The organism is Brackiella oedipodis DSM 13743 (genome assembly GCF_000621025.1).
Taxonomy (GTDB): Bacteria; Pseudomonadota; Gammaproteobacteria; order Burkholderiales; family Burkholderiaceae_B; genus Oligella; species Oligella oedipodis.
Map to the genome: position 1 here is coordinate 46,213 of NZ_JHZJ01000009.1, position 22,711 is coordinate 68,923.

The 22,711-nt window shown below is 47.5% G+C and carries 18 protein-coding genes; 12 read left to right on the forward strand and 6 right to left on the reverse strand.

Annotated elements, in window-relative coordinates; all coding sequences use genetic code 11:
* Window positions 1-209: 209 nt before the first annotated feature.
* The gene (gene fumC, locus Q335_RS0100225) at window positions 210-1,595 is read right to left on the reverse strand and encodes a class II fumarate hydratase (RefSeq protein ID WP_028356893.1); all 1,386 of its coding nucleotides are present in this window, start codon (window positions 1,593-1,595) and stop codon (window positions 210-212) included.
* A 194-nt stretch (window positions 1,596-1,789) separates the two neighbouring features.
* Between fumC and trhO the strand changes: the two genes are divergently transcribed.
* Complete coding sequence (gene trhO / locus Q335_RS0100230; protein ID WP_038369100.1) at window positions 1,790-2,812, forward strand: oxygen-dependent tRNA uridine(34) hydroxylase TrhO; 1,023 nt, start codon at window positions 1,790-1,792, stop codon at window positions 2,810-2,812.
* 428 nt (window positions 2,813-3,240) lie between these two features.
* On the opposite strand, the gene Q335_RS0100235 is transcribed toward trhO, so the two are convergent.
* Together Q335_RS0100235 and trxB are read right to left on the reverse strand one after the other, a co-directional pair.
* Window positions 3,241-3,951 carry a Smr/MutS family protein gene (locus Q335_RS0100235; RefSeq protein WP_028356895.1) on the reverse strand — a complete coding sequence of 237 codons (711 nt, stop codon included), beginning with the start codon at window positions 3,949-3,951 and terminating at the stop codon, window positions 3,241-3,243.
* Window positions 3,952-4,911 (reverse strand): thioredoxin-disulfide reductase, encoded by a 960-nt coding sequence (trxB, locus tag Q335_RS0100240; RefSeq protein WP_028356896.1) that lies wholly within the window; start codon window positions 4,909-4,911, stop codon window positions 3,952-3,954.
* Window positions 4,912-4,958: 47 nt separating this feature from the next.
* On the opposite strand from trxB, the gene Q335_RS10080 reads away from it, so the two are divergent.
* The 5 genes from Q335_RS10080 to yaaA all read left to right on the forward strand — a co-directional run bounded on the left by Q335_RS10080 (window position 4,959) and on the right by yaaA (window position 12,436).
* The gene (locus tag Q335_RS10080) at window positions 4,959-7,898 is read left to right on the forward strand and encodes a DNA translocase FtsK (protein ID WP_084493481.1); all 2,940 of its coding nucleotides are present in this window, start codon (window positions 4,959-4,961) and stop codon (window positions 7,896-7,898) included.
* A gap of 178 nt (window positions 7,899-8,076) precedes the next feature.
* Window positions 8,077-8,790 (forward strand): outer membrane lipoprotein periplasmic chaperone LolA, encoded by a 714-nt coding sequence (gene lolA, locus Q335_RS0100255; protein WP_028356897.1) that lies wholly within the window; start codon window positions 8,077-8,079, stop codon window positions 8,788-8,790.
* A complete protein-coding gene (locus Q335_RS08760) occupies window positions 8,790-10,190 on the forward strand; it encodes a replication-associated recombination protein A (protein ID WP_051532181.1) in 1,401 nt (466 codons plus the stop codon). Before lolA ends, Q335_RS08760 begins: the two co-directional genes overlap by 1 nt.
* Window positions 10,191-10,298: 108 nt before the next feature.
* Window positions 10,299-11,636, forward strand: a complete 1,338-nt coding sequence (gene serS / locus Q335_RS0100265; protein ID WP_028356898.1) for a serine--tRNA ligase — start codon at window positions 10,299-10,301, stop codon at window positions 11,634-11,636.
* Between the two features lie 23 nt (window positions 11,637-11,659).
* Entirely contained in the window at window positions 11,660-12,436 is a 777-nt protein-coding gene (gene yaaA, locus Q335_RS0100270) for a peroxide stress protein YaaA (RefSeq protein ID WP_028356899.1), read from the forward strand.
* Between the two features lie 103 nt (window positions 12,437-12,539).
* Here yaaA and Q335_RS0100275 read toward each other — a convergent pair whose 3' ends face one another.
* Window positions 12,540-15,803 (reverse strand): Rne/Rng family ribonuclease, encoded by a 3,264-nt coding sequence (locus tag Q335_RS0100275; RefSeq protein ID WP_028356900.1) that lies wholly within the window; start codon window positions 15,801-15,803, stop codon window positions 12,540-12,542.
* An 849-nt stretch (window positions 15,804-16,652) separates the two neighbouring features.
* Here Q335_RS0100275 and Q335_RS0100280 point away from each other — a divergent pair.
* The 3 genes from Q335_RS0100280 to Q335_RS0100290 all read left to right on the forward strand — a co-directional run bounded on the left by Q335_RS0100280 (window position 16,653) and on the right by Q335_RS0100290 (window position 19,048).
* Window positions 16,653-17,627 (forward strand): RluA family pseudouridine synthase, encoded by a 975-nt coding sequence (locus Q335_RS0100280; protein WP_028356901.1) that lies wholly within the window; start codon window positions 16,653-16,655, stop codon window positions 17,625-17,627.
* A 17-nt stretch (window positions 17,628-17,644) separates the two neighbouring features.
* Window positions 17,645-18,301 carry an HAD-IA family hydrolase gene (locus Q335_RS0100285; RefSeq protein ID WP_028356902.1) on the forward strand — a complete coding sequence of 219 codons (657 nt, stop codon included), beginning with the start codon at window positions 17,645-17,647 and terminating at the stop codon, window positions 18,299-18,301.
* Window positions 18,302-18,367: 66 nt separating this feature from the next.
* Window positions 18,368-19,048: a cytochrome b family protein gene (locus tag Q335_RS0100290; RefSeq protein ID WP_028356903.1), complete on the forward strand. Its 681-nt coding sequence runs from the start codon at window positions 18,368-18,370 to the stop codon at window positions 19,046-19,048.
* A gap of 68 nt (window positions 19,049-19,116) precedes the next feature.
* Here the strand turns inward: Q335_RS0100290 and Q335_RS0100295 are convergent, their stop codons facing one another.
* Complete coding sequence (locus Q335_RS0100295) at window positions 19,117-19,821, reverse strand: SAM-dependent methyltransferase (RefSeq protein WP_028356904.1); 705 nt, start codon at window positions 19,819-19,821, stop codon at window positions 19,117-19,119.
* A complete protein-coding gene (locus Q335_RS0100300; RefSeq protein ID WP_028356905.1) occupies window positions 19,818-20,417 on the reverse strand; it encodes a Maf family nucleotide pyrophosphatase in 600 nt (199 codons plus the stop codon). The genes Q335_RS0100295 and Q335_RS0100300 overlap by 4 nt, the downstream gene beginning before the upstream one ends.
* Before the next feature lie 73 nt (window positions 20,418-20,490).
* Between Q335_RS0100300 and Q335_RS09920 the strand changes: the two genes are divergently transcribed.
* The 3 genes from Q335_RS09920 to plsX all read left to right on the forward strand — a co-directional run bounded on the left by Q335_RS09920 (window position 20,491) and on the right by plsX (window position 22,699).
* Window positions 20,491-21,234: a YceD family protein gene (locus tag Q335_RS09920; protein WP_051532182.1), complete on the forward strand. Its 744-nt coding sequence runs from the start codon at window positions 20,491-20,493 to the stop codon at window positions 21,232-21,234.
* Between the two features lie 95 nt (window positions 21,235-21,329).
* A complete protein-coding gene (rpmF, locus tag Q335_RS0100310; RefSeq protein ID WP_028356906.1) occupies window positions 21,330-21,512 on the forward strand; it encodes a 50S ribosomal protein L32 in 183 nt (60 codons plus the stop codon).
* Window positions 21,513-21,601: 89 nt separating this feature from the next.
* Window positions 21,602-22,699 (forward strand): phosphate acyltransferase PlsX, encoded by a 1,098-nt coding sequence (plsX, locus tag Q335_RS08770; protein ID WP_038369103.1) that lies wholly within the window; start codon window positions 21,602-21,604, stop codon window positions 22,697-22,699.
* Window positions 22,700-22,711: the final 12 nt, after the last annotated feature.

Below are 22,711 nucleotides of genomic sequence, written 5' to 3' on the forward strand. Positions count from 1 at the left end.
TGTCTTAGCGAGTGCCTAGGCGCTACATTGCCCGTCAACTCATAAAATCAACCCCGTTTGCAAGTCTATGCTTGCGCAACGGGGTTGATTTTTTGTATCTCGTGACCGGGTAGACTAAGTCACCATACACGGATTGCTTAGTCCGCCTCTACTGCCGCTAACACCTAAGTTAATTTGCTGTAGAGGCTCGCTAAGCCATGCCAGTCACCTTAGTTGTGAGTCATATCGATAGGCACAATGTATTTATCGAATTCTTCCTCAGTCAAGGCATTTAATTCGAGGGCAGCCTCACGCAAGCTCTTGTGTTCGTGGTGCGCTTTTTTGGCAATCTTGGCGGCCGTATCGTAACCAATGTGCTTGTTGAGCGCAGTCACTAACATCAGGTTTTTGTCGAGGTATTCTTTAATGACTTTTTCGTCTGGCTCTAGCCCGATGGCGCAGTGGTCATTAAAGGCGTGGCAAGCGTCAGAAATCAGTTTGATGCTCTCTAAGACATTGTGTAGCATTACAGGTTTGTAGACGTTGAGTTGGAAATTACCTTGGCTATTGGCAAAGGCCACGGCCGCATCATTACCGAAGACCTGCACGCAAACCATAGTCATGGCTTCACATTGGGTCGGATTGACCTTACCTGGCATGATAGAGGAGCCGGGTTCATTTTCGGGGATAGTGTATTCACCAATGCCGCAGCGAGGGCCGCTGGCTAACCAACGAATATCATTCGCGATTTTCATGAGGGCAGTAGCTAGTGTCCGTAAAGACGCAGAGACACTGGTCAAAGCCTCGTGGCTAGACAATGAAAAGAATTTATTCGCGGAGCTCTTGAATGGTAAACCCGTGATTTCGGCGATATTGGCGGCGCAACGATCACCGAATTGTGGGTGTGCATTAAGGCCTGTACCCACAGCTGTACCGCCGATGGCTAGATCAAATAAACCTTGCATGCTGCGTTTGACATCTTCAGTGCAATAGTCTAATTGCGCAACCCAGCCACTAATTTCTTGACCGACAGTGATTGGCGTGGCGTCTTGTAAGTGGGTACGACCAGTTTTTACGATGTTTTTGTATTGTTCGCTTTTTTTGGCGAGCGTGTCGCGTAGTACTTTGACGGCTGGGAACAGTGTCGCTTGTAGTTCGCAAGCCGCGGCGATGTACATGGCAGTAGGGAAGGTATCGTTAGAGGATTGGCCACGGTTAACATGATCATTGGGGTGAATCGGCTTTTTGGTGCCCATTTCACCACCAGTGATTTGGATCGCACGGTTAGAGATCACTTCATTGGTGTTCATGTTTGATTGTGTGCCTGAACCGGTTTGGAAGACGACCAATGGGAAGTTATCGTCAAGTTTGCCTTGAATGACTTCATCTGCGGCTTGAATTACAGGCTCAGCCACCTCGGGGGCGATTTCACCGAGCTCTTTGTTGGCCAGTGCAGCGGCTTTTTTGAGCGTACCTAAGGCCTTGATGACAGGACGACCCCATTTAAAACGCTCAACTCCAATTGGGAAATTTTGGATTGAGCGTTGTGTTTGGGCACCCCAGTATTTGTCTTCTGGGACCTCGATGGTACCCATTGAATCTGATTCAGTTCTCATTGAATAAACCTCCATAAAAGTTGCTTTCTATTTTAGCTGATAAATAGTGCTAAGGTAGGCAGACCTCTGTAAAAGTCAATAAAGCCAGCCTTTTTAGGCGAGTTCAAATTAGATAATGTTGAGTTATTTCAAATGTTTAGCAGAGTCCATCAAGTAAAATAGTGGATTACTAGTTTTCATTGTGTTTGTATTATATGTCTCAAGAAATTATCGTCGCCGCCATGTATAAATTTGTAGATCTACCTGACTACAAGGATCTGCAGTCGCCTTTGCTGACCTTATGTCAAGAGCAGGGTATTAAGGGGACGCTATTACTCGCGCGTGAGGGGCTCAATGGCACCGTGGCCGGGTCGCGTCAGGGCATTGATGTCTTGCAGCAATTTCTGCGTGAGGATGGTCGCTTCGAAAATATGAGTTACAAAGAGTCTTGGGCCGAGGATAAGCTGCCGTTCCATCGCATGCGTGTGCGTCTCAAAAAAGAAATCGTAACCATGGGACAGCCTAATGTTAATGCCCACAATGCGGGTACCTACGTCAAACCCAAAGATTGGAATGCTCTGATTAGTGACCCTGATGTCGTGCTCATAGATACCCGCAACGATTACGAAATTGATATTGGTACCTTTAAGGGCGCGATCAATCCCAATACTGTCGCCTTCAGAGATTTTCCTGAATGGGTTGAACATCAAAAACAAGACGGTGTATTGGCCCCCAATCCAGATGGTTCTCCCAAAAAAGTGGCGATGTTTTGTACGGGTGGCATCCGTTGTGAGAAATCTACCGCCTTCATGAAAACGCAAGGCTTTGATGAGGTTTATCATCTGCAAGGTGGTATTTTGAAATACCTTGAAGATATGCCAGAGCAAGACAGTCTATGGCAAGGGCAGTGTTTCGTCTTTGACGAACGCATTTCAGTTGGACATGGCCTGGTTCCCGGCGACTATATCCAATGTCACGCTTGCCGTCATCCGCTCACCCCTGAAGAGACCCAATCACCGCACTACGTACGCGGTGAGAGTTGCCCTTATTGCTGGGGGAGCCATACGGAGGAACAGTTGCAACGCTACCGCCAGCGTCAGCTACAAGTTGATTTAGCCGCTGAACGCCATGAAGATCATATTGGTGCCGATATGACGACAATCACAGAAGAGCGACGCCAGCAAAAAATCGCGGCCAAAGAAAAGGCGCGCGAAGCCGCAAAAAAATCACAAAAATGAGTGCATTCCCTAAGTGATTTTTTGCATAAAAAGCCTCATAATGGACTCATGCAGGTGAGGAGACGCGCTCTGCATGAGCAACTTAAGCGATGAGCATAAGTGATAATAGCGATAAGAGCCATAAGAGTTAGTTGAAGTGCTCGTTTGAACTAATAGTTTTTGACTGATAGTTTTAAGTGTTTTGACTAATTATATTTTTACCGCTTTTTTACTCATCTCATAGTGCTTAGACAATACGTAGATAATAAATAATAACTGCATTCAGCAGTTTATAAATAACAAAAACGGTGCAATGACTTTAATGCCATTGCACCGTTTTTTTGCACGCTTCGTTTAGCGTCTTGGAGGTATGTATGGTTACCGCGGATCCACTAAAGGTATTCATACAAACACGGAGAGCAGTATCCTAAAGCTAAAGCGAGTCGTGTTTAAATAGCTGATTCTGTCTTACTAAGCAATACCAGGGTAGCGCCCGCACCACCACTATGCTCGGGGGCAGGGATAAAGGCCGCAACCGCAGGGATTTGTTTGAGCCAAGATTGAATCACATTTTTGAGAACGGGTGTTTGGTTTTTGGATCCATAGCCTTGACCATGGATGATATTGACACAACGCACGTCGTGCTCAATACAGGTATGCATAAAACGATCAAAACGATCGGCAGCTTCGTTTTGTGTATAGCCATGCAAATCAACAGTTGCCTCAATCATCCATTGACCATTACGAAGCTTGCTTAGCACATCTGCCGCGTGCAAATCACGCACGTAGGTGCCCGCTTCAAATTGCTGTTGAGCCTGGGCAGGTTGACTGGCGGCCGTGGCAGCTTTGGGTTGCAAAGCGGTTTTATCAAACCAAGGCGCGCCTTCTGCCTGCTCACGTTTTTTCTGATAATACTCTGGATGACTTAAAGGTACGGCGTGGCGGTCACGACGGTTGCTGTCTTTAAGTTTAGTGACGCCTTTAAGGGAGGCTCGAAAGGCGCGTACATCTTCTTCGCTCAGTCTAAATTTAGCGGGTGTAGACGGGGACTGAGAGGGCGAGACCGCGGCTTTGGCTTTGGCGCGCTTTTTTTGAATGTTAATGTATTGTTTTTGCAGGTTTTTTAGGTCCTGCAAGCCACCTTTTAGGGAATTAGTCACTTAGATAAGACCTTGATTTTCGAGCCAACGTTGGGCATCCAGTGCCGCCATACAACCGGTACCGGCGCTGGTGATCGCTTGGCGATAAATATTATCTTGGACGTCTCCCGCGGCAAAGACGCCTGGGACTGAGCTCATCGTTAAGAAATGCGGATCGTTTCTGGTGAGAATATAACCATGATTCATATGCAGCTGGTCTTGGAAAATATCCGTATTTGGTTTATGACCAATGGCGATAAAAACACCTGTGACCTCAAGCGCCTTAGTGTGTCCATCAGTGTGTTTGAGGCGCACACCGGTGACGCCATTGTTAGTATCGCCTAGGACTTCATCGAGGGTCTGAAAAAGCTCGAGTTTAATATTGCCGTGGGTAACTTTGTCCATCATTTTGTCAATAAGAATAGGTTCGGCGCGGAATTTGTCCCGACGATGTACGACGGTGACAGTTTTACAGATATTGGATAAATACAAAGCCTCTTCGACGGCTGTGTTACCGCCACCGACGACGACGACATCTTGATTGCGGTAGAAAAAACCATCACAGGTCGCGCAAGCAGAGACACCTTGCCCCATAAATTGTTGCTCACTGGCTAAACCTAAGTATTTTGCGGAGGCCCCTGTGGCAATAATCAAGCTATCGCAACTATAGACAGCGCCGCTGTCTGCATATAATACATAAGGTTTTTTGGAAAAATCCACGCGAGCAATTTGATCATGGACAATTTCGGTATTGAAACGTTGGGCGTGTTTAAGAAAGCGCTCCATTAAGTCAGGGCCCATCACGCCTTCAAAATCAGCGGGCCAGTTGTCAACATCGGTAGTGGTCATTAATTGACCACCTTGTTCGTAACCGCTAATTAATAATGGCGATAAATTGGCTCTGGCGGCATAAACTGCAGCGGTGTAGCCCGCCGGTCCCGAGCCCAAAATAATGACTTTGGAATGTTTACTATTTTCCATGACAAATACATTCTATTATTAACAAACTACAATTATAATATACAGCTATGGCTAAATCTTCAAAAACCAACACCTACAATAGTCGCGGCATACGTAAGCATCGCGGCAGTGGTCGTGGTAACACTCGCATAAATACCTCGAATCGCCGCGTCCATGTGGCGTCTCCGACCTATAACACGCGTTTAGCAAATATGTTTAACGAAGTGCGCTGGCTACTCTACGCCATTGCGGCGGTTCTGCTCAGCGTGATGTTGTTTACCTGGCATGCAACTGATCCTGGCTGGGTCAGTACCTCAGGCAATACTGTGGTGCAGAATAAATTAGGCGCCTTTGGCGCTTATCTTTCTGACATTATGCTGTATTTGTTTGGATTTTCAGCATATTGGTTTGTGATCCTATGTTTGCGACGCATGTATGTAGGCTATCGGCGCATGATGGACAAACTGGTTCTTGAACCGCGTGAGGTGCAAGATAGTATTCATTGGCGTGAAGGTCTAGGCTTTATCCTCTTAATGATTGGCTCCTTGGGGATAGAAGCGACCCATCTACGCTTTGTGGGTGTCGAACTCCCAGGCGGCGGTGGTGGCGCGGGTGGCGTGCTTGGTTTGCAACTGACACGCATGCTCAAACCCTTAGTTGGAGACATCGGCTTTACACTCATTATGGTGGTGTTGTTCTTTTTGGGTCTCAGTTGGTTTTTAGGCTTTTCTTGGTTACGTTTAGCAGACAATATTGGTGGCTTTATCGAGCAGTTTTTTGCATCGATTTTTGGCTTTTTTAGTTCACGCCAAGATAGACGTATTGGGGCTGCCGCCAAAGAAGAACGTCAGGAGCATATCAGCTCTCTCAAAAACGAGTTGCCGGATCATCAAACCCAGCCTTTACAAATTAAACCTGCGATTACTGCCTTCCCAATCTCGGAGGAGGCCGATAACTTGCGGCAACCCGCCTTGTTTAAAAACCCACGTCATCGCAAAAATGCTATGCCTGGGGCGGCTCCAGAGGGGGTTCAAGCAGACGCCTCGCCAGCTTCGGAGGCTACTGTAGCGCCGCAGGACACAAAAAACGCCGACGCGACAACGCCTAAAGTCAATCCAGTGCCAGCCTTTAGTGTTTTTCCACCGGCCACCGGGGCTGAGTCTGATCACACGGCAGCTGCATCCCAGGTCGTATCTGAGCCACAAATCGTATCTGAGTCTGTTGCAGAGAACAACGCTACTGATTCCGGTGCTGATATTCATGCAGCCAACCAGGACTTGGAGAGCGATCCTGAGGCTCACAGTACTTTGACTGCAACATCCACAAACACGGTTGCAAGCTCAGTGAGTGAGCATGTAACTGCCCCTAGCGGCGCGATCGCTGAGTCTGTGCCTGCTACAAGTACGACGATGACGCCGCCAGCGTCTTCTTCGACGCCCCGCTTTGAGGCTAAACCACAAGCCACACCACCAGCGGTGCAAACCAAAGGACAGGTTGGCGTCTCAAGTCATGATGATTTTGAGTTGCCGGGGTTAGAGTTATTGGATCCCGCACCTGCCCATCAAGAATCAGTCTCTGATGATTTAATTGAATACAATTCCCGCCTGATCGAGAAAAAACTGTCTGATTTTAATGTCAAAGTTCAGGTCAAAATGGCGCAAGCGGGTCCTGTTATTACTCGATATGAGATTGAGCCTGCCTCTGGGGTGAAGGGTTCACAAATTGTTAATCTGAGCAAAGATTTAGCTCGGGCCTTAAGCTTGATTCGTTTGCGTGTGGTAGAAACCATTCCTGGCAAGAATCTCATGGGGATTGAGTTACCGAATAAGCGCCGGCAAACCGTTCATTTATCGGAAGTGATCGGCGCTCAAGTCTATCATCAAAACCCTTCGTTGTTAACGATGGCGCTAGGTAAGGACATTGCCGGCAATCCTGTGGTCGCAGATCTTGCCAAAATGCCGCATTTATTGGTGGCGGGTACTACTGGTTCAGGTAAATCAGTGGGCATCAATGCCATGATTCTATCCTTGATCTACAAGGCCGACCCATCGCAAGTGCGCATGATTTTGATTGACCCTAAAATGCTCGAAATGAGTATTTATGAGGGTATCCAACATTTGTTAGCACCTGTTGTCACCGATATGAAGCAGGCAGCCAATGCCCTAAATTGGTGTGTCAATGAAATGGAAAAACGTTACAAACTCATGAGTAAAATGGGCGTTCGTAACGTGACAAGCTTCAATAACAAAATTAAAGAAGCCGCCAAAAAAGGCGAGACGATTCCTAATCCATTCTCGTTGACCCCGGATGAGCCGGAGCCCCTACAGCATTTACCCTTTATTGTGGTGATCATCGATGAGTTAGCCGACTTAATGATGGTTGCGGGCAAAAAAATCGAGGAATTGATTGCACGTCTTGCCCAAAAAGCGCGTGCTGCAGGGATCCATCTGATTTTGGCGACACAACGCCCAAGTGTAGATGTGATTACTGGCCTGATTAAAGCCAATATTCCGACACGAATTGCCTTCCAAGTTTCCTCTAAAGTTGATTCACGTACCATTCTCGATCAAATGGGGGCTGAATCCTTACTTGGCATGGGCGATATGTTGTTTATGCCACCTGGCTCAGGATATCCAGAACGTGTGCATGGCGCCTTTGTTTCCGATGACGAAGTGCATCGTGTGGTGGAATTCCTCAAAGAACAGGGTGAACCGGATTATATTGATGGTGTGCTTGAGGGTGGTAGTGCCGGTGAAACGGGTGATGGCGTGGGTTCTGTCACAGGGATCACTGACAATGAGTCTGACCCGCTCTATGATCAAGCGGTCGAAATTGTGATTCGCACCCGCAAGGCCTCGATTTCTTCAGTCCAAAGGCAGTTGCGCATCGGTTACAACCGCGCGGCGCGATTATTGGAGCAAATGGAGCAAGCGGGACTAGTGTCACCGATGCAATCGAATAATCAACGAGAGGTCTTAATTCCTGCCGAGAACGCTACGCAAGACTAATTGTGTGCAGTATAACCTCACCCCAACTTGCCTAAAGCGGTTGGGGTTTTTTTATAGCACAAATCGTTAAGGTAAGTTCGCTAAGCCAAGTTGCAGTGCGCTTAGCTTGAAATTTACTGAAGTCACACTATATATAATGGTATAGACAAAAATGATACCGCTCACTTACGGGAGTTTTATGAAAAAAATTATCGCACTCACATTAGCGGCTGTTTTGGCGCAACCAGTGTTGGCACAAGATTTTAAGGTCAACTCTGAGATGCTCGATCCGCAACAAGGCTTAGTCACCGATTTAGGCAAGGTGGAATTTACACAAATTCCCGATGTCCAGAACAAAAGCGCGGGCGATGCCAAAAAGCAACTCAGCGATTTTGTCAAAAATATCAAATCCGCGAGTGGCCAATTTGCGCAACAAGGGGGTACGAATCAAGCCAAATCACAATCCGGTAGTTTTGAGTTCAAACGTCCTGGTAAATTTATTTGGCATGTCAAAAAGCCTTACGAGCAGCAAGTAATTTCTGACGGTAAAACAGTGTATCAATATGACCCCGACCTCAACCAGGTTTCTAAGCGACCTGTGAATCAGGCGGTAGGGGCCTCACCAGCATCTATTTTATTTGGTTCAAGTACGCTAGATGATTCCTTCAAAGTAGAAGTGCTACCAGAAAAAAACAATATGGTTTGGCTCAGAGCCACGCCAAAAGTGGCTGATCAGGGCATGGCTTATGTTGATATTGCCTTTGCGAATAATTTGCCAGCGCAGCTTAATATCAAAGATTCCTTTGGCAATATTACACAGATCAAATTGCGCAACCTCAAAAGCAACCACGCTCTACCCGATTTGCATTTCAAATTCAAAGCGCCTGCCGGTGTTGACGCCGTCGATATGTAATGACAGACGCCTCTCAAAACGATTTATTCGCGAACTCATTTGCCAAGAAAAACGCACCCTTGGCCGAAAGACTACGCCCACGACAGTTAGATGACGTCGTGGGTCAGTCGCATTTATTGGCCCCAGGTAAGCCCTTGCGTACGGCCTTCGAGTCGGGGCGGCCGCACTCCATGATTTTTTGGGGACCACCAGGGGTCGGCAAAACCACCTTAGCGCGTTTAATGGCGGATGGTTTTGACGCGGCGTTTATTGCTATTTCTGCAGTGCTTGGTGGCGTGAAAGATATTCGAGAGGCCGTGACCCAGGCGCAAATTGCCCAGAGCCAAGGGCGCAAAACTATTTTGTTTGTTGATGAGGTGCATCGCTTTAACAAAGCCCAGCAAGATGCCTTTTTGCCCTATGTAGAAAGTGGTTTATTCACCTTTATCGGCGCCACTACCGAGAATCCCTCGTTTGAGGTGAATTCAGCCCTATTATCGCGGGCTCGCGTCTATGTTTTGCAGCCCATAGGCGCTGAAGATCTGAAGTGCTTGGCGCAAAGGGCTTTGACCCTGTTTAATCAGGATTTGCAGCTGAGTCCAGCGCTGCAAATGAGCGAGGGGGCGGTTGAGCAATTAGTGGCCTGGGCTGATGGCGATGCCCGCCGTCTTATCAATACCATTGAAATTGTGTTAGAGGCGGCGCAAACGGCACAACAGCCCCTCATCGACGAAGCCTGGCTCGAACAATCCTTACCACAAAATTTGCGACGCTTCGACAAGGGCGGCGATGCTTTTTATGACCAGATCAGTGCATTGCACAAATCGGTACGCGGTTCAGATCCTGATGCGGCTTTGTACTGGTTCTGTCGTATGCTCGATGGTGGCGCAGATGCGCGATATTTAGCGCGTCGCATCGTGCGCATGGCCTGGGAAGATATTGGCTTAGCCGATCCTCGAGCCATGCAGATTTCCAATGATGCAGCCAGTACTTACGAGCGCTTAGGCAGTCCCGAAGGTGAGCTGGCGCTGGCGCAGGCGGTCATTTATTTGGCAATTGCTGCCAAAAGCAATGCTGGGTATATGGCATATAACCAAGCCAAAGCCTTTGTGCGCAAAGACCAAAGCCGTGCGGTGCCAATTCATTTGCGCAATGCGCCAACCAAGCTCATGAGTGACTTGGGATACGGCAAACAATATCGTTATGCCCATGATGAGCCCAATGCCTATGCCGCAGGAGAGAAATACTTTCCCGATGAGCTCCCTGTGCAACGCTGGTATCAACCCGTGCCTAGAGGCCTGGAGATTAAAATTGCCGAAAAACTCAAGACGCTCAGAGCGTTAGACCAGGAATATCAACGCCAACAGCGCCCGCAGGCACAGAAGCCGAAAAACAATAACAAGCCGACAAACAATGAATAATGGCTAGCATCATATTCTAAATTTCTATCACTCAAACCCAGAAGCGCTGAGTCACAGAGTACAATAGCAAACAACAATACGCGCTTAAATTATTCAGAAGTAGGAATTATGTTAGATCCCGTTTTACTCAGAAAAGATCTTAATACCGTGGTCGAACGCCTCAAACGTCGGGGCATTGATTTTGATGTAGAGCGTTTTAATGCGCTCGAAGCTCAACGCAAACAAATCCAAGTGGCCACCGAAAACTTACAAGCCAGTCGTAACACCCTGGCCAAACAAATTGGTCAGCGCAAAGCCAAGGGTGAGGATGCGGCTGATTTGCTGGCCCAATCGCAGCAGATTCCGAGCCAACTCAAAGAACTTGAAAATCAACTCAATGGCATCAAAACCGAGCTTGAGTCTTGGTTAATGGCGATTCCTAATTTGCCTCATGAGTCTGTGCCTGTCGGAAAGGATGAGCATGAGAATGTTGAGCAGCGACGCTGGCTACCACAACAAGGGTATGTTCAAGATCAATTACCTCCTGATTTAGGATTCGACCCCCAAGATCATGTAAGCGTGGGAGAAAAACTAGGCCTAGACTTTGAGACAGCCGCCAAATTATCAGGGGCGCGTTTTAGTTTCTTGCGTGGCCAAATGGCGCGCTTACATCGAGCGCTAGCACAGTTCATGCTCGATACGCAGACTACAAAGCACGGTTACACAGAGTGCTATACCCCTTATATGGTAAATAGCTCCACCTTAATGGGCACAGGTCAATTACCAAAATTCAAACAGGATATGTTTTGGGTCACCAAGGGCAAAGTCGAAGAGGACGAAGTCAATCCCAATGCCGAAGATATGTATTTAATCTCAACCTCCGAGATTACCTTGACCGCCAGTGTGCAAAACAGCATTTTAGCCGAGCAAGATTTACCACTACGCTTGACTGCTCATACACCCTGCTTTCGTTCAGAAGCGGGCAGTGGTGGCCGTGATGTGCGCGGTATGATACGCCAGCATCAGTTTGACAAGGTTGAAATGGTACAAGTCGTGCAACCTAGTCAATCCTATGAGGCACTCGAGCAAATGACCCAGCATGCGGAGCATATCTTGCAAGCTTTGCAACTGCCGTATCGGGTTGTTCTATTGTGTACGGGTGATATGGGATTTGGCGCCGCCAAAACCTATGATCTCGAAGTCTGGATCCCGGCGCAAAATACTTGGCGCGAGATCTCCTCAGTCTCTAACTGCGAGGCTTTCCAAGCACGTCGAATGAATGCACGGTTCAGAAATGCACAAGGCAAACCAGAGTTAGTCCACACCCTCAATGGTTCAGGCTTGGCCGTCGGTCGGGCTCTAGTCGCGGTGCTCGAGAACTATCAACAAGCGGATGGTACAGTCAAAGTACCAGAAGTCTTACAACCTTATATGGGTGGTTTGACGGTGCTCACTCCTGATGCTTAACAATCGATTGACAAGGATAAAAAATGCTATTTGTTTTATCTCCTGCCAAAAAACTGGATTATGACTCGGCACTTTCTCAGGATTATGACGCGACCCAACCCTTGATGGTGGAGCCGGCGACAGAACTCATAGCAGTGCTTAAGCAAAAATCACCGCAAGAAATCGCTGACTTGATGAAACTTAGCGATAATCTAGCGCAACTCAATTATGAGCGTTACCAAGATTGGCAGCCAGAGTTTAACCAAAGCAATGCCAGGCAAGCCATTTTGGCCTTTAATGGTGATGTCTACGAAGGCTTACAAGCGAATACATTAAATCAGCAGCAGATGCAATGGGCGCAAGAGCACGTCTTGACCCTTAGCGGGCTTTATGGCGTGCTTAGACCGCTTGATCTCATGCGTCCTTACCGTCTCGAGATGGGCACCCGTCTAGCCACAGACAAAGGCAAGAACCTGTATGAGTTCTGGGGCAGTCATATTGCAGACTATATTAATCAACGCTTGGCCCACCACAAGAGTCAATTTCTGATCAACCTGGCCTCTGAGGAATACTTTAAGTCGGTTGACCGCAAAACGCTCAAGTACCCTGTGATCACTGTCGTGTTTCAAGAAAAACGCGATGGTAAGTACAAGGTGATAAGTTTTAATGCTAAAAAAGCACGTGGCTATATGACACGTTTTGCTATTGAGCAAGAGGCACAACGTCCAGAAGACCTCAAGGCCTTTAACACAGAGGGTTATGCGTTTGATGCGAGTGCCTCTGATGAAGAGACATTCGTGTTTAGGCGCGAGCAGCCTTAGAGTTTCAGAGGTGTCATTGCCATTACCGTGATGACTTACTTTATAAAAAAGGTCGGTGCCTTATGAAGCACCGACCTTTTTTTTGGCTAAGTGTGCCTGACGCCTACGACTTAGTCTCGACCATTTGCAAAGGCTCTGACGCTTGTTGCTCAGCGACTTTACGTTTGCGACCTAATTTAGGCGCTTGAACAGGGGGCGTGTCTTGCACTAACTCAGCTTTTGTTTGTACCAGTTGTAACTCGGCCTGAGCGGCAATTTGCTCAAGTGAGTCAGTGCCGTTTGTGCGCTCTGCGTGGCTAGGTGCAGTGGCTTGAGAGGCCGGAGCCGCGTCGTTACCATCTTCTGACTCTTCAAGACTGGCAATCGACTCGACTGCCGCCGGCTCGATGCGCGGCGCAGGCTCAGCGCTTGCTGCTGCCTGAGTGTCAGGTTGGGCCGCTGAGGTTTGAACCTCGTCATTGCCCGCCACTGACTCGCCAGCCGCTTTGGCCGTTGCAGCAGGAGCTACTTTCGTAGCGGTCGTGGCTGAGTCATCTGACGCCGTGGCGACTTGATCCCCGGATACTGTAGCTGCCGTAGAAGAGGATGTCGCCGCGGCCTGATCCGCCTCTGGCGTTTTAGCTTTTGGGGTAGGGCTTGGCGCCCCTTGCTGTTCCTGAATAGGCTCACTGACCGTTGGCCAAGGCTCACTGACAGCAGCTTCCTCTTGTTGCGCAATTTGCTCAGAGACGCGCTGGTAATTATCATCGCCTGCGTTTAGCATGACCTCGTTTGGCACAAAGGCAGGTACGCCAGTGTTGGCATTGTCAGAGCGCTCGTTACGATCATTTCTATCGGCGCGACGACCACGACGATTACGACGACGGCGAGGGCGATTTTCGGTGTCACCTGTATGGTCGTCATTCTCTGAAGCCGTGGTATCCTCAGGCTTAGCGTCAGCGGCTGAGCTTAACGCGGCATTGTCTGCTGCAGCTGGCACGTCGGTAGCAGCTGTCTGCTTGGCTTGGGCCTCATTGACCTTGGCTTGCTGTGCGTTGTCTGCGCCTGCTTGAGCTGTTTGATCCACTGATTCCGCTTTTGTAGACTCTACGTCCCGCTCAGTTGCCTGATCTTCTCTCTGTGGCGCGCGAATCGATGCTTTAAAGCCTTTAGGGATCTGCGGTGCAGTAGTTTCTTTAGCTGCACGTTGAGTCTTGTCATTAGAGTTTTTATTTTTGCCCTTATTAGATTCATTACTACGCTCTTGTTTGTTGCGAGCATTGGTTTTTTCAGCCTGCGTATTTTTGGCATTGGCTTTGTTCGCGTTTTTGCCATTATCATTGGCTGGAGCCGTCGAGTTTTCGTCTTTGTTAGGTCGTTTATCGGCTTGATTTGAGCTATGACGACTACGTTTGTTTTTGCCATCTTGGTTTTGTTCACTCAAGACCTTGTCGTCAGACTTATTCGTTTGACCACGTTTACGTGGCGTACGACGTTTGTTAGAGCCCCCATCTTCGGTTTTTTCGAGACGTTCAGCACGGCGTGATTTACCCATGCTATGAGAAGCGTCTTTTTTGCGTTTATTGTCTTGCTTAGATTGGTTACTAGCACGTCGCTGCGTCTGAGACGATGATGGGCTTTGTGCGCTTTGCTCTGACTCTGGACGATTAGGTGTATTTTCGGAGAATTTGAACCAACCTAAAACACGTTGAATAAAGCTTGGGTGCAAGCTGACATCGGCATTTTTGCTGTGCGCTTTGACGGCTTGTTTAGGCGCAGGCTCAGCATGTGTAATGCCTTTGACAATGGCTACTGGTTTACTGCGATTTTCGGTTGTGCTCCTGTCAAAATCGTAGCTCTGCACACCTTCTTGGGTTTCGACCAAATCAACGCTGGAAATTTGCTCATCTAAGCGGCTGTCATCATAACGAATACGTTCGATATGATGATGCGGTGTATCCAAGTTGCGGTTTGGAATCAGCATGACATGGACTTTCATGCGAGCTTCGAGTTTGACGATATCGGTGCGTTTCTCGTTGAGTAAGAAGGTGGCCACATCAACCGGTACTTGCACGTGCAAGGCCGCGGTGTTGTCTTTCATGGCTTCTTCTTGTAGTAAACGCAAGATATTGAGCGCGCTCGATTCTACATCACGAATCACGCCTGTGCCATTACAACGTGGGCAAGTAATGTGTGAACCTTCATTGAGTGAAGGGCGTAGACGTTGGCGTGACAACTCCATAAGACCAAAACGTGAAATCTTGCCCATTTGGACGCGGGCACGATCTACTTTGAGAGATTCGCGAAGTTTTTGCTCGACTTGGCGTTGGTTTTTGTTGTCATTCATATCGATAAAATCGATGACAATCAGCCCCCCTAAATCGCGCAAGCGCAGTTGGCGAGCGACTTCTTCAGCGGCTTCTAAATTTGTCTTAAGCGCGGTTTCTTCGATGTCGGTACCACGAGTCGAACGCGCAGAGTTAACATCGACGGCGACTAAAGCTTCTGTGTGGTCAATGACAATGGCACCACCCGAAGGTAATTGCACGGTGCGAGAATAGGCCGTTTCAATCTGATGCTCAATTTGAAAACGTGAAAAGAGTGGCACCGCATCTTGATAGCGTTTAACGCGAGGCAGGTTGTCTGGCATCACGTCTTGCATAAAAGCCCGTGCTTGCGAGGTGATGTCATCAGTATCGATTAGAATTTCGGCAATATCGGGAGAAAAGTAGTCGCGAATCGCGCGAATGACGAGACTGGATTCTTGATAAATCAAGACGGGGGCTGGATATTGAGAAGCCGCTTTATCGATTGCCGCCCAGAGCTGTTGTAAATATTTTAGGTCCCAATCCAACTCTTCGACACTACGACCAATGCCCGCCGTGCGCGCAATAATACTCATGCCTTGAGGCAGAGATAATTGGTCCATAGCTTCGCGTAATTCTTGACGATCTTCACCCTCAATTCGGCGAGAAATACCACCACCGCGTGGGTTGTTGGGCATAAGCACTAAATAGCGACCCGCCAAAGAAATATAGGTAGTGAGTGCCGCGCCTTTGTTGCCACGTTCCTCTTTGTCGACCTGGACAATCAGTTCTTGGCCTTCACAAAGGGCGTCCGTAATGCGGGCGTTACGAAAATCAGTGCCTTCTTTGAAGTAGCTACGTGCCACTTCCTTAAAGGGTAAAAAACCATGGCGCTCGTGACCATAATTAATAAAGCAAGCTTCGAGGCTAGGCTCAATTCGAGTAATCACCCCTTTGTAGATATTGCCTTTACGCTGTTCACGACCAGCGGTTTCGATGTCGATATCTACCAATTTTTGGCCATCGACGATAGCAACGCGTAATTCTTCTTGATGCGTTGCATTAAATAACATGCGTTTCATAGAACTCTCCGAAAATATCAATGCATTAGGATTAATGCATTCCCGGAAGTTCCTGGTTTGATTTGTCTTGTTGTCTGGCTCGGACCAGTATTATTGTGAAGGTTAAGTGAGTACTAGGTTGTATAAGACAAAAGATACACAAGTCAACTTAATCGCAACAAACAAAACCCTCGGTAACCTTAACTCTTAACTAAGGCATGGAGTGTAGCGGGTATCCTCCCGCTCCTCTGACAGGCATGACGCTTTTGAGAACTACAGCACGATCGCTTGAGCCACGCCGTAATAACTTAGGCGGGCGTTTTTGGGCCGCCAGCAAGCCGCCTACAGATAGGTAGGAGCAAAGCAGCAGGCTAGACAAAAATCTTAGGGGATCTAACGCAGTGTTCATGCAGTTAATGGGCTAATACAATAATCTGGAAAATGGCTACGACTAAAACACCCAGGCGATAGTAGAGTTTGTGGAAATTTATTGGTTCTATTTCTGCAAAGCCGACTATCTACCTGTGATGCATAAAAATACGGATACACAAAGACAATTCAGGTTTATTTTTGGGGGCTGTGGGCAGAAATATAACACTGCCGCATTAAAAACAAGCACGCCAAACAATAAAGCTCCCAGTCACTTCGGAAAATAGTGCGTAATACCGCCATCAAGGGGATCTACTAGGTGCCTCTAACAGGTGATCCTAAGAGATGGTCCTAACGTATGCCTTGATTGTCAGTACGTTACAATATAGACAATGAAAACACCTTGGGGCGGAGTGCGAAATCATATGTATTGCCTCTACGCAACCCAAGGTACACCCTATTCTCCACAGGGTATATTGATTATAAAGTAGTATCGAATATATGTGCAAACAATCTTCATCGCCAAATTCATCTTTTTCCGTGCAATGGGTGACGGTGGATGCCGCCTCCGATGGCCAACGAATTGATAATTTTTTGCTCAAATACTGTAAAGGCGTCCCCAAAAGTCATCTCTATAAAGCCTTGCGCTCAGGTCAGGTGCGTGTCAACAAAGGTAGGATCAATGCACAGTACCGTCTGCAAGTCGGAGATGTGCTGCGTATCCCGCCTTTACGAATGGCACAAAAAGATCAAGCGATCCCTGCCCCCAAGGCCGAGTTTCCTATTGTTTTTGAGGACGATGCCATAGTCGTGATTGACAAGCCGGCCGGCGTAGCCGTGCATGGTGGCAGTGGCGTTTCGTTTGGGGTGATTGAACAAATGCGCGCGGCTCGACCCCAAGCCAAGTTTTTAGAATTAGCGCACCGTCTCGATAAAGAGACCTCAGGGTTGTTAATCATTGCCAAAAAACGCTCCGCCTTAGTAAAACTGCACGATATGTTTCGTCAAGGTAAAGGCGAAAAGCATTATTACGCTTTAGTGTGTGGTGATTGGCAGAACCAACGGCAGCATATAAAATTGCCGTTGACTAAATACCTGACGCCGCATGGTGAGCGTCGAGTTCGGGTTGATAAATCTGAAGGAAAGTTTGCCCATACGATTATTGAGTGTATACAACGTTTTGGTGATTATAGTTTAGTCGATGCTGAGTTGCGCACAGGACGCACACATCAAATCCGCGTTCACTTGGCGGCCAGTGGCTTTGCGATTGCGGGTGACGAAAAATACGGTTCCGATGAAGTGCGTGCTAAACTGCAACAAGCGGGTTTCAAGCGCATGTTCTTACATGCCCATCATCTGATTATCGAGCACCCATTGACGGCCCAGCTGCTCAACCTCAAAGCGCCTTTGCCACCCATGTGTCAGGCACTGTTGCAGTCACTTCAGTCTCGGGGCGTGCCTTCATCCAAATCTTAACCCTCTTAGGAATTCTCATGGCATACAATACGATAGTTTTCGATTGGGACGGTACCTTAATGGACTCAACGTGGTCGATTGCAGTCGCCATTCAGGGGGCTTGTCGAGATTTAGGGGTGCCTGAACCAACGATGCAAGAAGCCAAGTGGGTGATTGGTTTAGGCATGAGCGAGGTCATCCCCAAAATTGCGCCTAATCTTTCGCAGCCCCAGCTACAAGAGTTTTTGCAAGCCTATCGCCGCCATTATTTTACCCAGGACCAGGATTTAAAGCTCTTTAATGGAATTCCACAATTACTCCAACAACTCAAGCAGCAAGGGCTAAACCTCGCCGTTGCTACCGGTAAAAGCAGAGTGGGGCTTAATAGAGCCCTCGACAAACATCAACTGACGCCTTTATTTGACATCACACGTACGGCTGATGAAACTCGCGGTAAGCCCCATCCGCAAATGCTTTTTGAAATTATTGATGAGCTCATGGTTGAGCCAGAGCAAGTGGTGATGATTGGCGATACCAGTCATGACATTCAAATGGCTCAAAATGCGGGCGTCGATAGTATAGCGGTGACCTATGGTGCCCACGAAATCGAAGAGTTGGATAAGGCCCAACCAAGTAAAACCGCCGCCTCAGTAGAAGAATTGGCCAGATTATTGGAATTATTTACTGTACATTAATGCCTGGGCTGACTTTTCTTAAATATAGGTAGAAAATATAAGGATAGATCAGTCTAGGAAATACACATGGTACACAGATTAAGTCACCATAAGCATTTTAATCAAGAAGAATCGATAGCTTATTTTCGTAAATTTAGAAGCCATTTTATGGTGTTGTTCGCTATCCCCGGCCTACTAGGCTTGTGGATTAGTCTCGATCCAGCCACTAAAGAATCTTCACAGTGGGCGCTGTCACTGCTGTATTACAGTAGCTTAGCCGCCTTATTGATGTTAGTGATTGCGCTATTGATTAAGCCCATCCGAGTGTTTAGTGGGCGCTTAGGTATCAATCTATATCGTGCGCCTGCACTTTATTATGCGGCAGCTTATGCCAGTGCTTTTGCTTTGATCTGGTTTTGGGCAAATATCAATCATCATGCCTTACTAGCACAGGCTAATTTGAGTTTCAGTCTTTATGCGCTCTTAGCAATGGCGTCATGGCTTATATTAATAGTGCTGGCGATTTCTGCCAGCTCACTCATGATTCGCAAAATCGGTAAAGCCTGGCATCTCCTACAGTGGTTATTTTATGCGGGATGTGTAGCCTGGCTGGTTCATGTTTGCGTCGATTTTGAGCTCAGCGCTGCGGATATCGGGCTGTGTGCTGTCTGTGTATTATTATTAGCGTGGCATGCGGGTTATGCGATCTGGCAGCAGCAAAAACAGCAAAAAACGCTGGCCAATATTAAACCACCTACCAAGGAATAAGGTAGCCTATTGGATCTTGCTAGCATTTAAGCGCTCGTGATTCGAGCGCTTAAGTGTATTAAGGGTGCTTAGGCCAAGAATAAAAACAAGGTGGCTAATTTATTGAGATCGGGTAAGCTTTGTTGCCGCCATTGTGCCACCGTATAGGTTTGAATCAGTTCTTGTGGCCCGGTGAGGTCTCTGGCCACACACAAGCGAGTGTCAGGCTTAAGCGAACTGATTAAGGTCTCTAACATGGCCTGATTGCGATAAGGGGTCTCAATAAAAATTTGCGTTTGCTGTAGCTTATGCGAATCGCTCTCCCATTGTTTGAGCTGCTGCGTGCGTTCATGAGGTTTGATGGGCGCATAACCATGAAAGGCAAACCGTTGGCCATCCAAGCCACTGGCCATCAGTCCCAACAAAATAGAGTTTGGACCAACATGAGGACGTACCTTAAAGTTCAGTCGTTGTGCTTGACTAACGACTATCGCCCCTGGGTCGGCAACAGCCGGGCAGCCGGCTTCAGACACTAAGCCGATAGCACCGTCGCTTGGCACGGCTTGTAACCATTGTTTTACCTCAGAGGGCTGGGTACTTTTGCTGAGGGTATGGATTGTGATGTCACGAATGGCTTTTTGGGGCTCGACCAGTTTCAGAAAGGCTCTAGCCGTTTTAGCATTTTCGGCAATATAAAGGTCGAGTTGGGCAGCCATTTGGCGACTGTGAGTTGGTAACCACTCTTGAATGGGCGCTTGGCTTAGGCCCACGGGGATCAAATGTAAAGTCTTCATAACTGAGCAGACAGCGTTGGATTAACACCAAAATGGCGTAACATGCGGCATAATTCAATCAAGGGTAAACCAATGATGGCGGTGGGATCGTCCGAACGCATGCTTGACATCAGACTAATGCCCAGCGATTCAGCTTTGGCGCTGCCCGCCGTGTCATAAGGTTGTTCGACCTCAAGATAATGCTGGATCTCGGCATCCGTTAGATCTCTAAAGTGACATTCAGTGATGACATCATAACTGAGGGTCTCGGCACCACAACAGACCGCCAGTGCGCTATGGAATTGGACGCTTTGGCCACTCAGAGCCTGCAATTGCTGAAATGCCTTTGCAAAACTGCCGGCTTTGCCAATGATGTTGTGACCGAGAGTGGCGACTTGATCAGCGCCAATCACAATGCTGTGAGGGTGTTGTTGAGCAATGGCCTGAGCCTTGGCAATGGCTAAACGTTGCGCACAAGCAGGCGGGGTTTCGCCCTTTTGTGGTATTTCGTCCACATTTGGACTCATGCTCTGAAAAGGCAGCCCCAGCCTTGCAAACATCTGTTTTTTGTAGATTGAAGTCGTCGCTAAGATGATATTTGCGTGGTCTAAACTCATGATTTATATTGACCTGTAACTTGATTGCAGGTTATTATACTATGTTTACTAGTAGTTAAGTGCAAGGGTATAAGTGACTTGTGATTTAGGTAAATCAGTCCCAAATACTGTCGAGGATCATACACAAGTTATTAGACAATTGTATTTGTCTAATGTTTATGATTTTATTCGCAAGGGGCAATCGATAAGCGGTCAAGCGCCGCTGGCGACCTTTGAGCGCGTAATGACTAGTTTGGCTGATGATATGCTGGAATGGTTAGCGGATCATTCTCCAGAAGCCGGTAATTCTGCACAGGGCGTTACGCAACGCCCCCAAGGATCAACCGCTTTGTCGTCTAGCGCTCATCACGACAAGCCGAATTTATCGAGTTTGAGCCAAGCTAAGCAAGCCCTGGTGGCTTCTGTGCTTGAGCAAAATAAATCTCAACTTGTGCAATGGCAGTTACAGCCCGAACTGGCGCATAGCGAGCAGTATTTTTTGCATTTTCACGTGCAAGCCAACGTTGTTTTGCTGTGCCAGCGTTGCCTTAAACCGTTTATCTTTGAGGTCGATAGCCGAGCCACGGTGCAACCCGTTAATTCTGAGCAGGCTTTTGATGATCTGGATGAATCGGGTTTTATTGATGAGCAGGCCTACGATAAGTTGCTGGCTAACCCAAAACTGGATGTGGCGCATTTACTCGAAGATGAAATTCTCCTTAGTTTGCCTTATATCCCAAGGCATGAGAACGAGTCCTGTATAGACATGACAGCGTATGCCCCCCAAAAAGACCCTTCGCCGTTTGCCATACTAGAAAAACTCAAAAAAGAGTCATAGTCGTTGCGATTGGTTAGCGACTAGCTCACTGAATATTCCTTTAATAGATTTTGCTTATTGCTTTGTTTCACAAAGCTTTTTAACTTGGAGTCATCATGGCTGTACAACAAAATAAAAAATCTCCTTCACGCCGCAATATGCGTCGTTCTCACGATGCCATTTCTGCGCCTTCTACAGCAGTAGAGCCAGGTAGTGGTGAATTACATTTGCGTCATCACATCAGCCCTAACGGCTTTTATCGTGGTCGCAAAGTGCTGAAATCAAAAGACGAAGAGTAATCATTCTCTAACCAAACAGAATATAACTCTTAAGTAATTTGTCATAATACTGTAATATTCTGTTTTACGTTTTTTTGACAGAATTTATTGTGATTAAAATTGCTATAGATTGCATGGGTGGTGATCACGGACTGAGCGTGACTATCCCCGCTGTATTACAAGCTGCCCAAAAACTTCCAGATGCCCACTTTATCTTAGTGGGTTTCAAGGATCAGATTGAGGCAGCTTTACGCAGCGCCACCGTGCCTAATGCATCACAGTTTGAAGTCTTACATGCCTCCGAGGTCGTCACTATGGACGATTCAGTGGAGGTCGCTTTGCGTCGCAAAAAAGACTCATCCATGAAAGTAGCCATTAACTGCATCAAACAAGGTCAAGCCGATGCCTGTGTGTCGGCTGGCAATACGGGTGCATTAATGGCTATTTCGCGTTTTGTTCTCAAAATGCTCGATGGTATCGATCGTCCAGCAATCGCCACTTTATTGCCCAACCAAAAAGGCACAGGTACCACTGTGCTTGACTTGGGCGCCAATGTGGATTGTAGTGCCAAGAATCTCATGGAGTTTGCGATTATGGGATCCGCCTTGGCACAGTCCATTGATGGCTTGAGTAATCCTAGCGTGGGTTTACTCAACGTGGGCGAAGAAGCCATCAAAGGTAACGAGACCGTCAAACAGGCTTCGCAACTCTTACAGCGCAGCAATTTGAACTTCATCGGCAATGTCGAAGGCGATGATATTTTTACAGGCAAAAGTGATGTCATTGTCTGCGATGGCTTTGTGGGTAATTCTGTGCTCAAATCCATCGAAGGGGTATCGCGTTTAGTCAACAACGTCATGAAAACTGAGTTCAAACGCAATATCTTTAGCAAATTGCTTGCTATATTATCTTTGCCAGTTCTCAAAAATATTCGTGGCCGCCTAGACAACCGTCGCTACAATGGCGCTTCATTGTTGGGCCTGCGTGGTGTTGTCATCAAAAGTCATGGTTCAGCGGACGTTTTGTCTTTTGCCTGTGCCATTGAGCGAGCCTACGAAGCCGTGTCCCATAATCTCTTAGCCAAAATTAGCAACAGCGTTCAGCACATTAACCAAATGGTGCATGCGGATGCAACGGCTGCTAATGCTCCCGAGCAAACGAGCACGCCCGTCGCCAGCAGTCATGCGGCGCCTGACAGTATTTCATGAATTAATCATTTA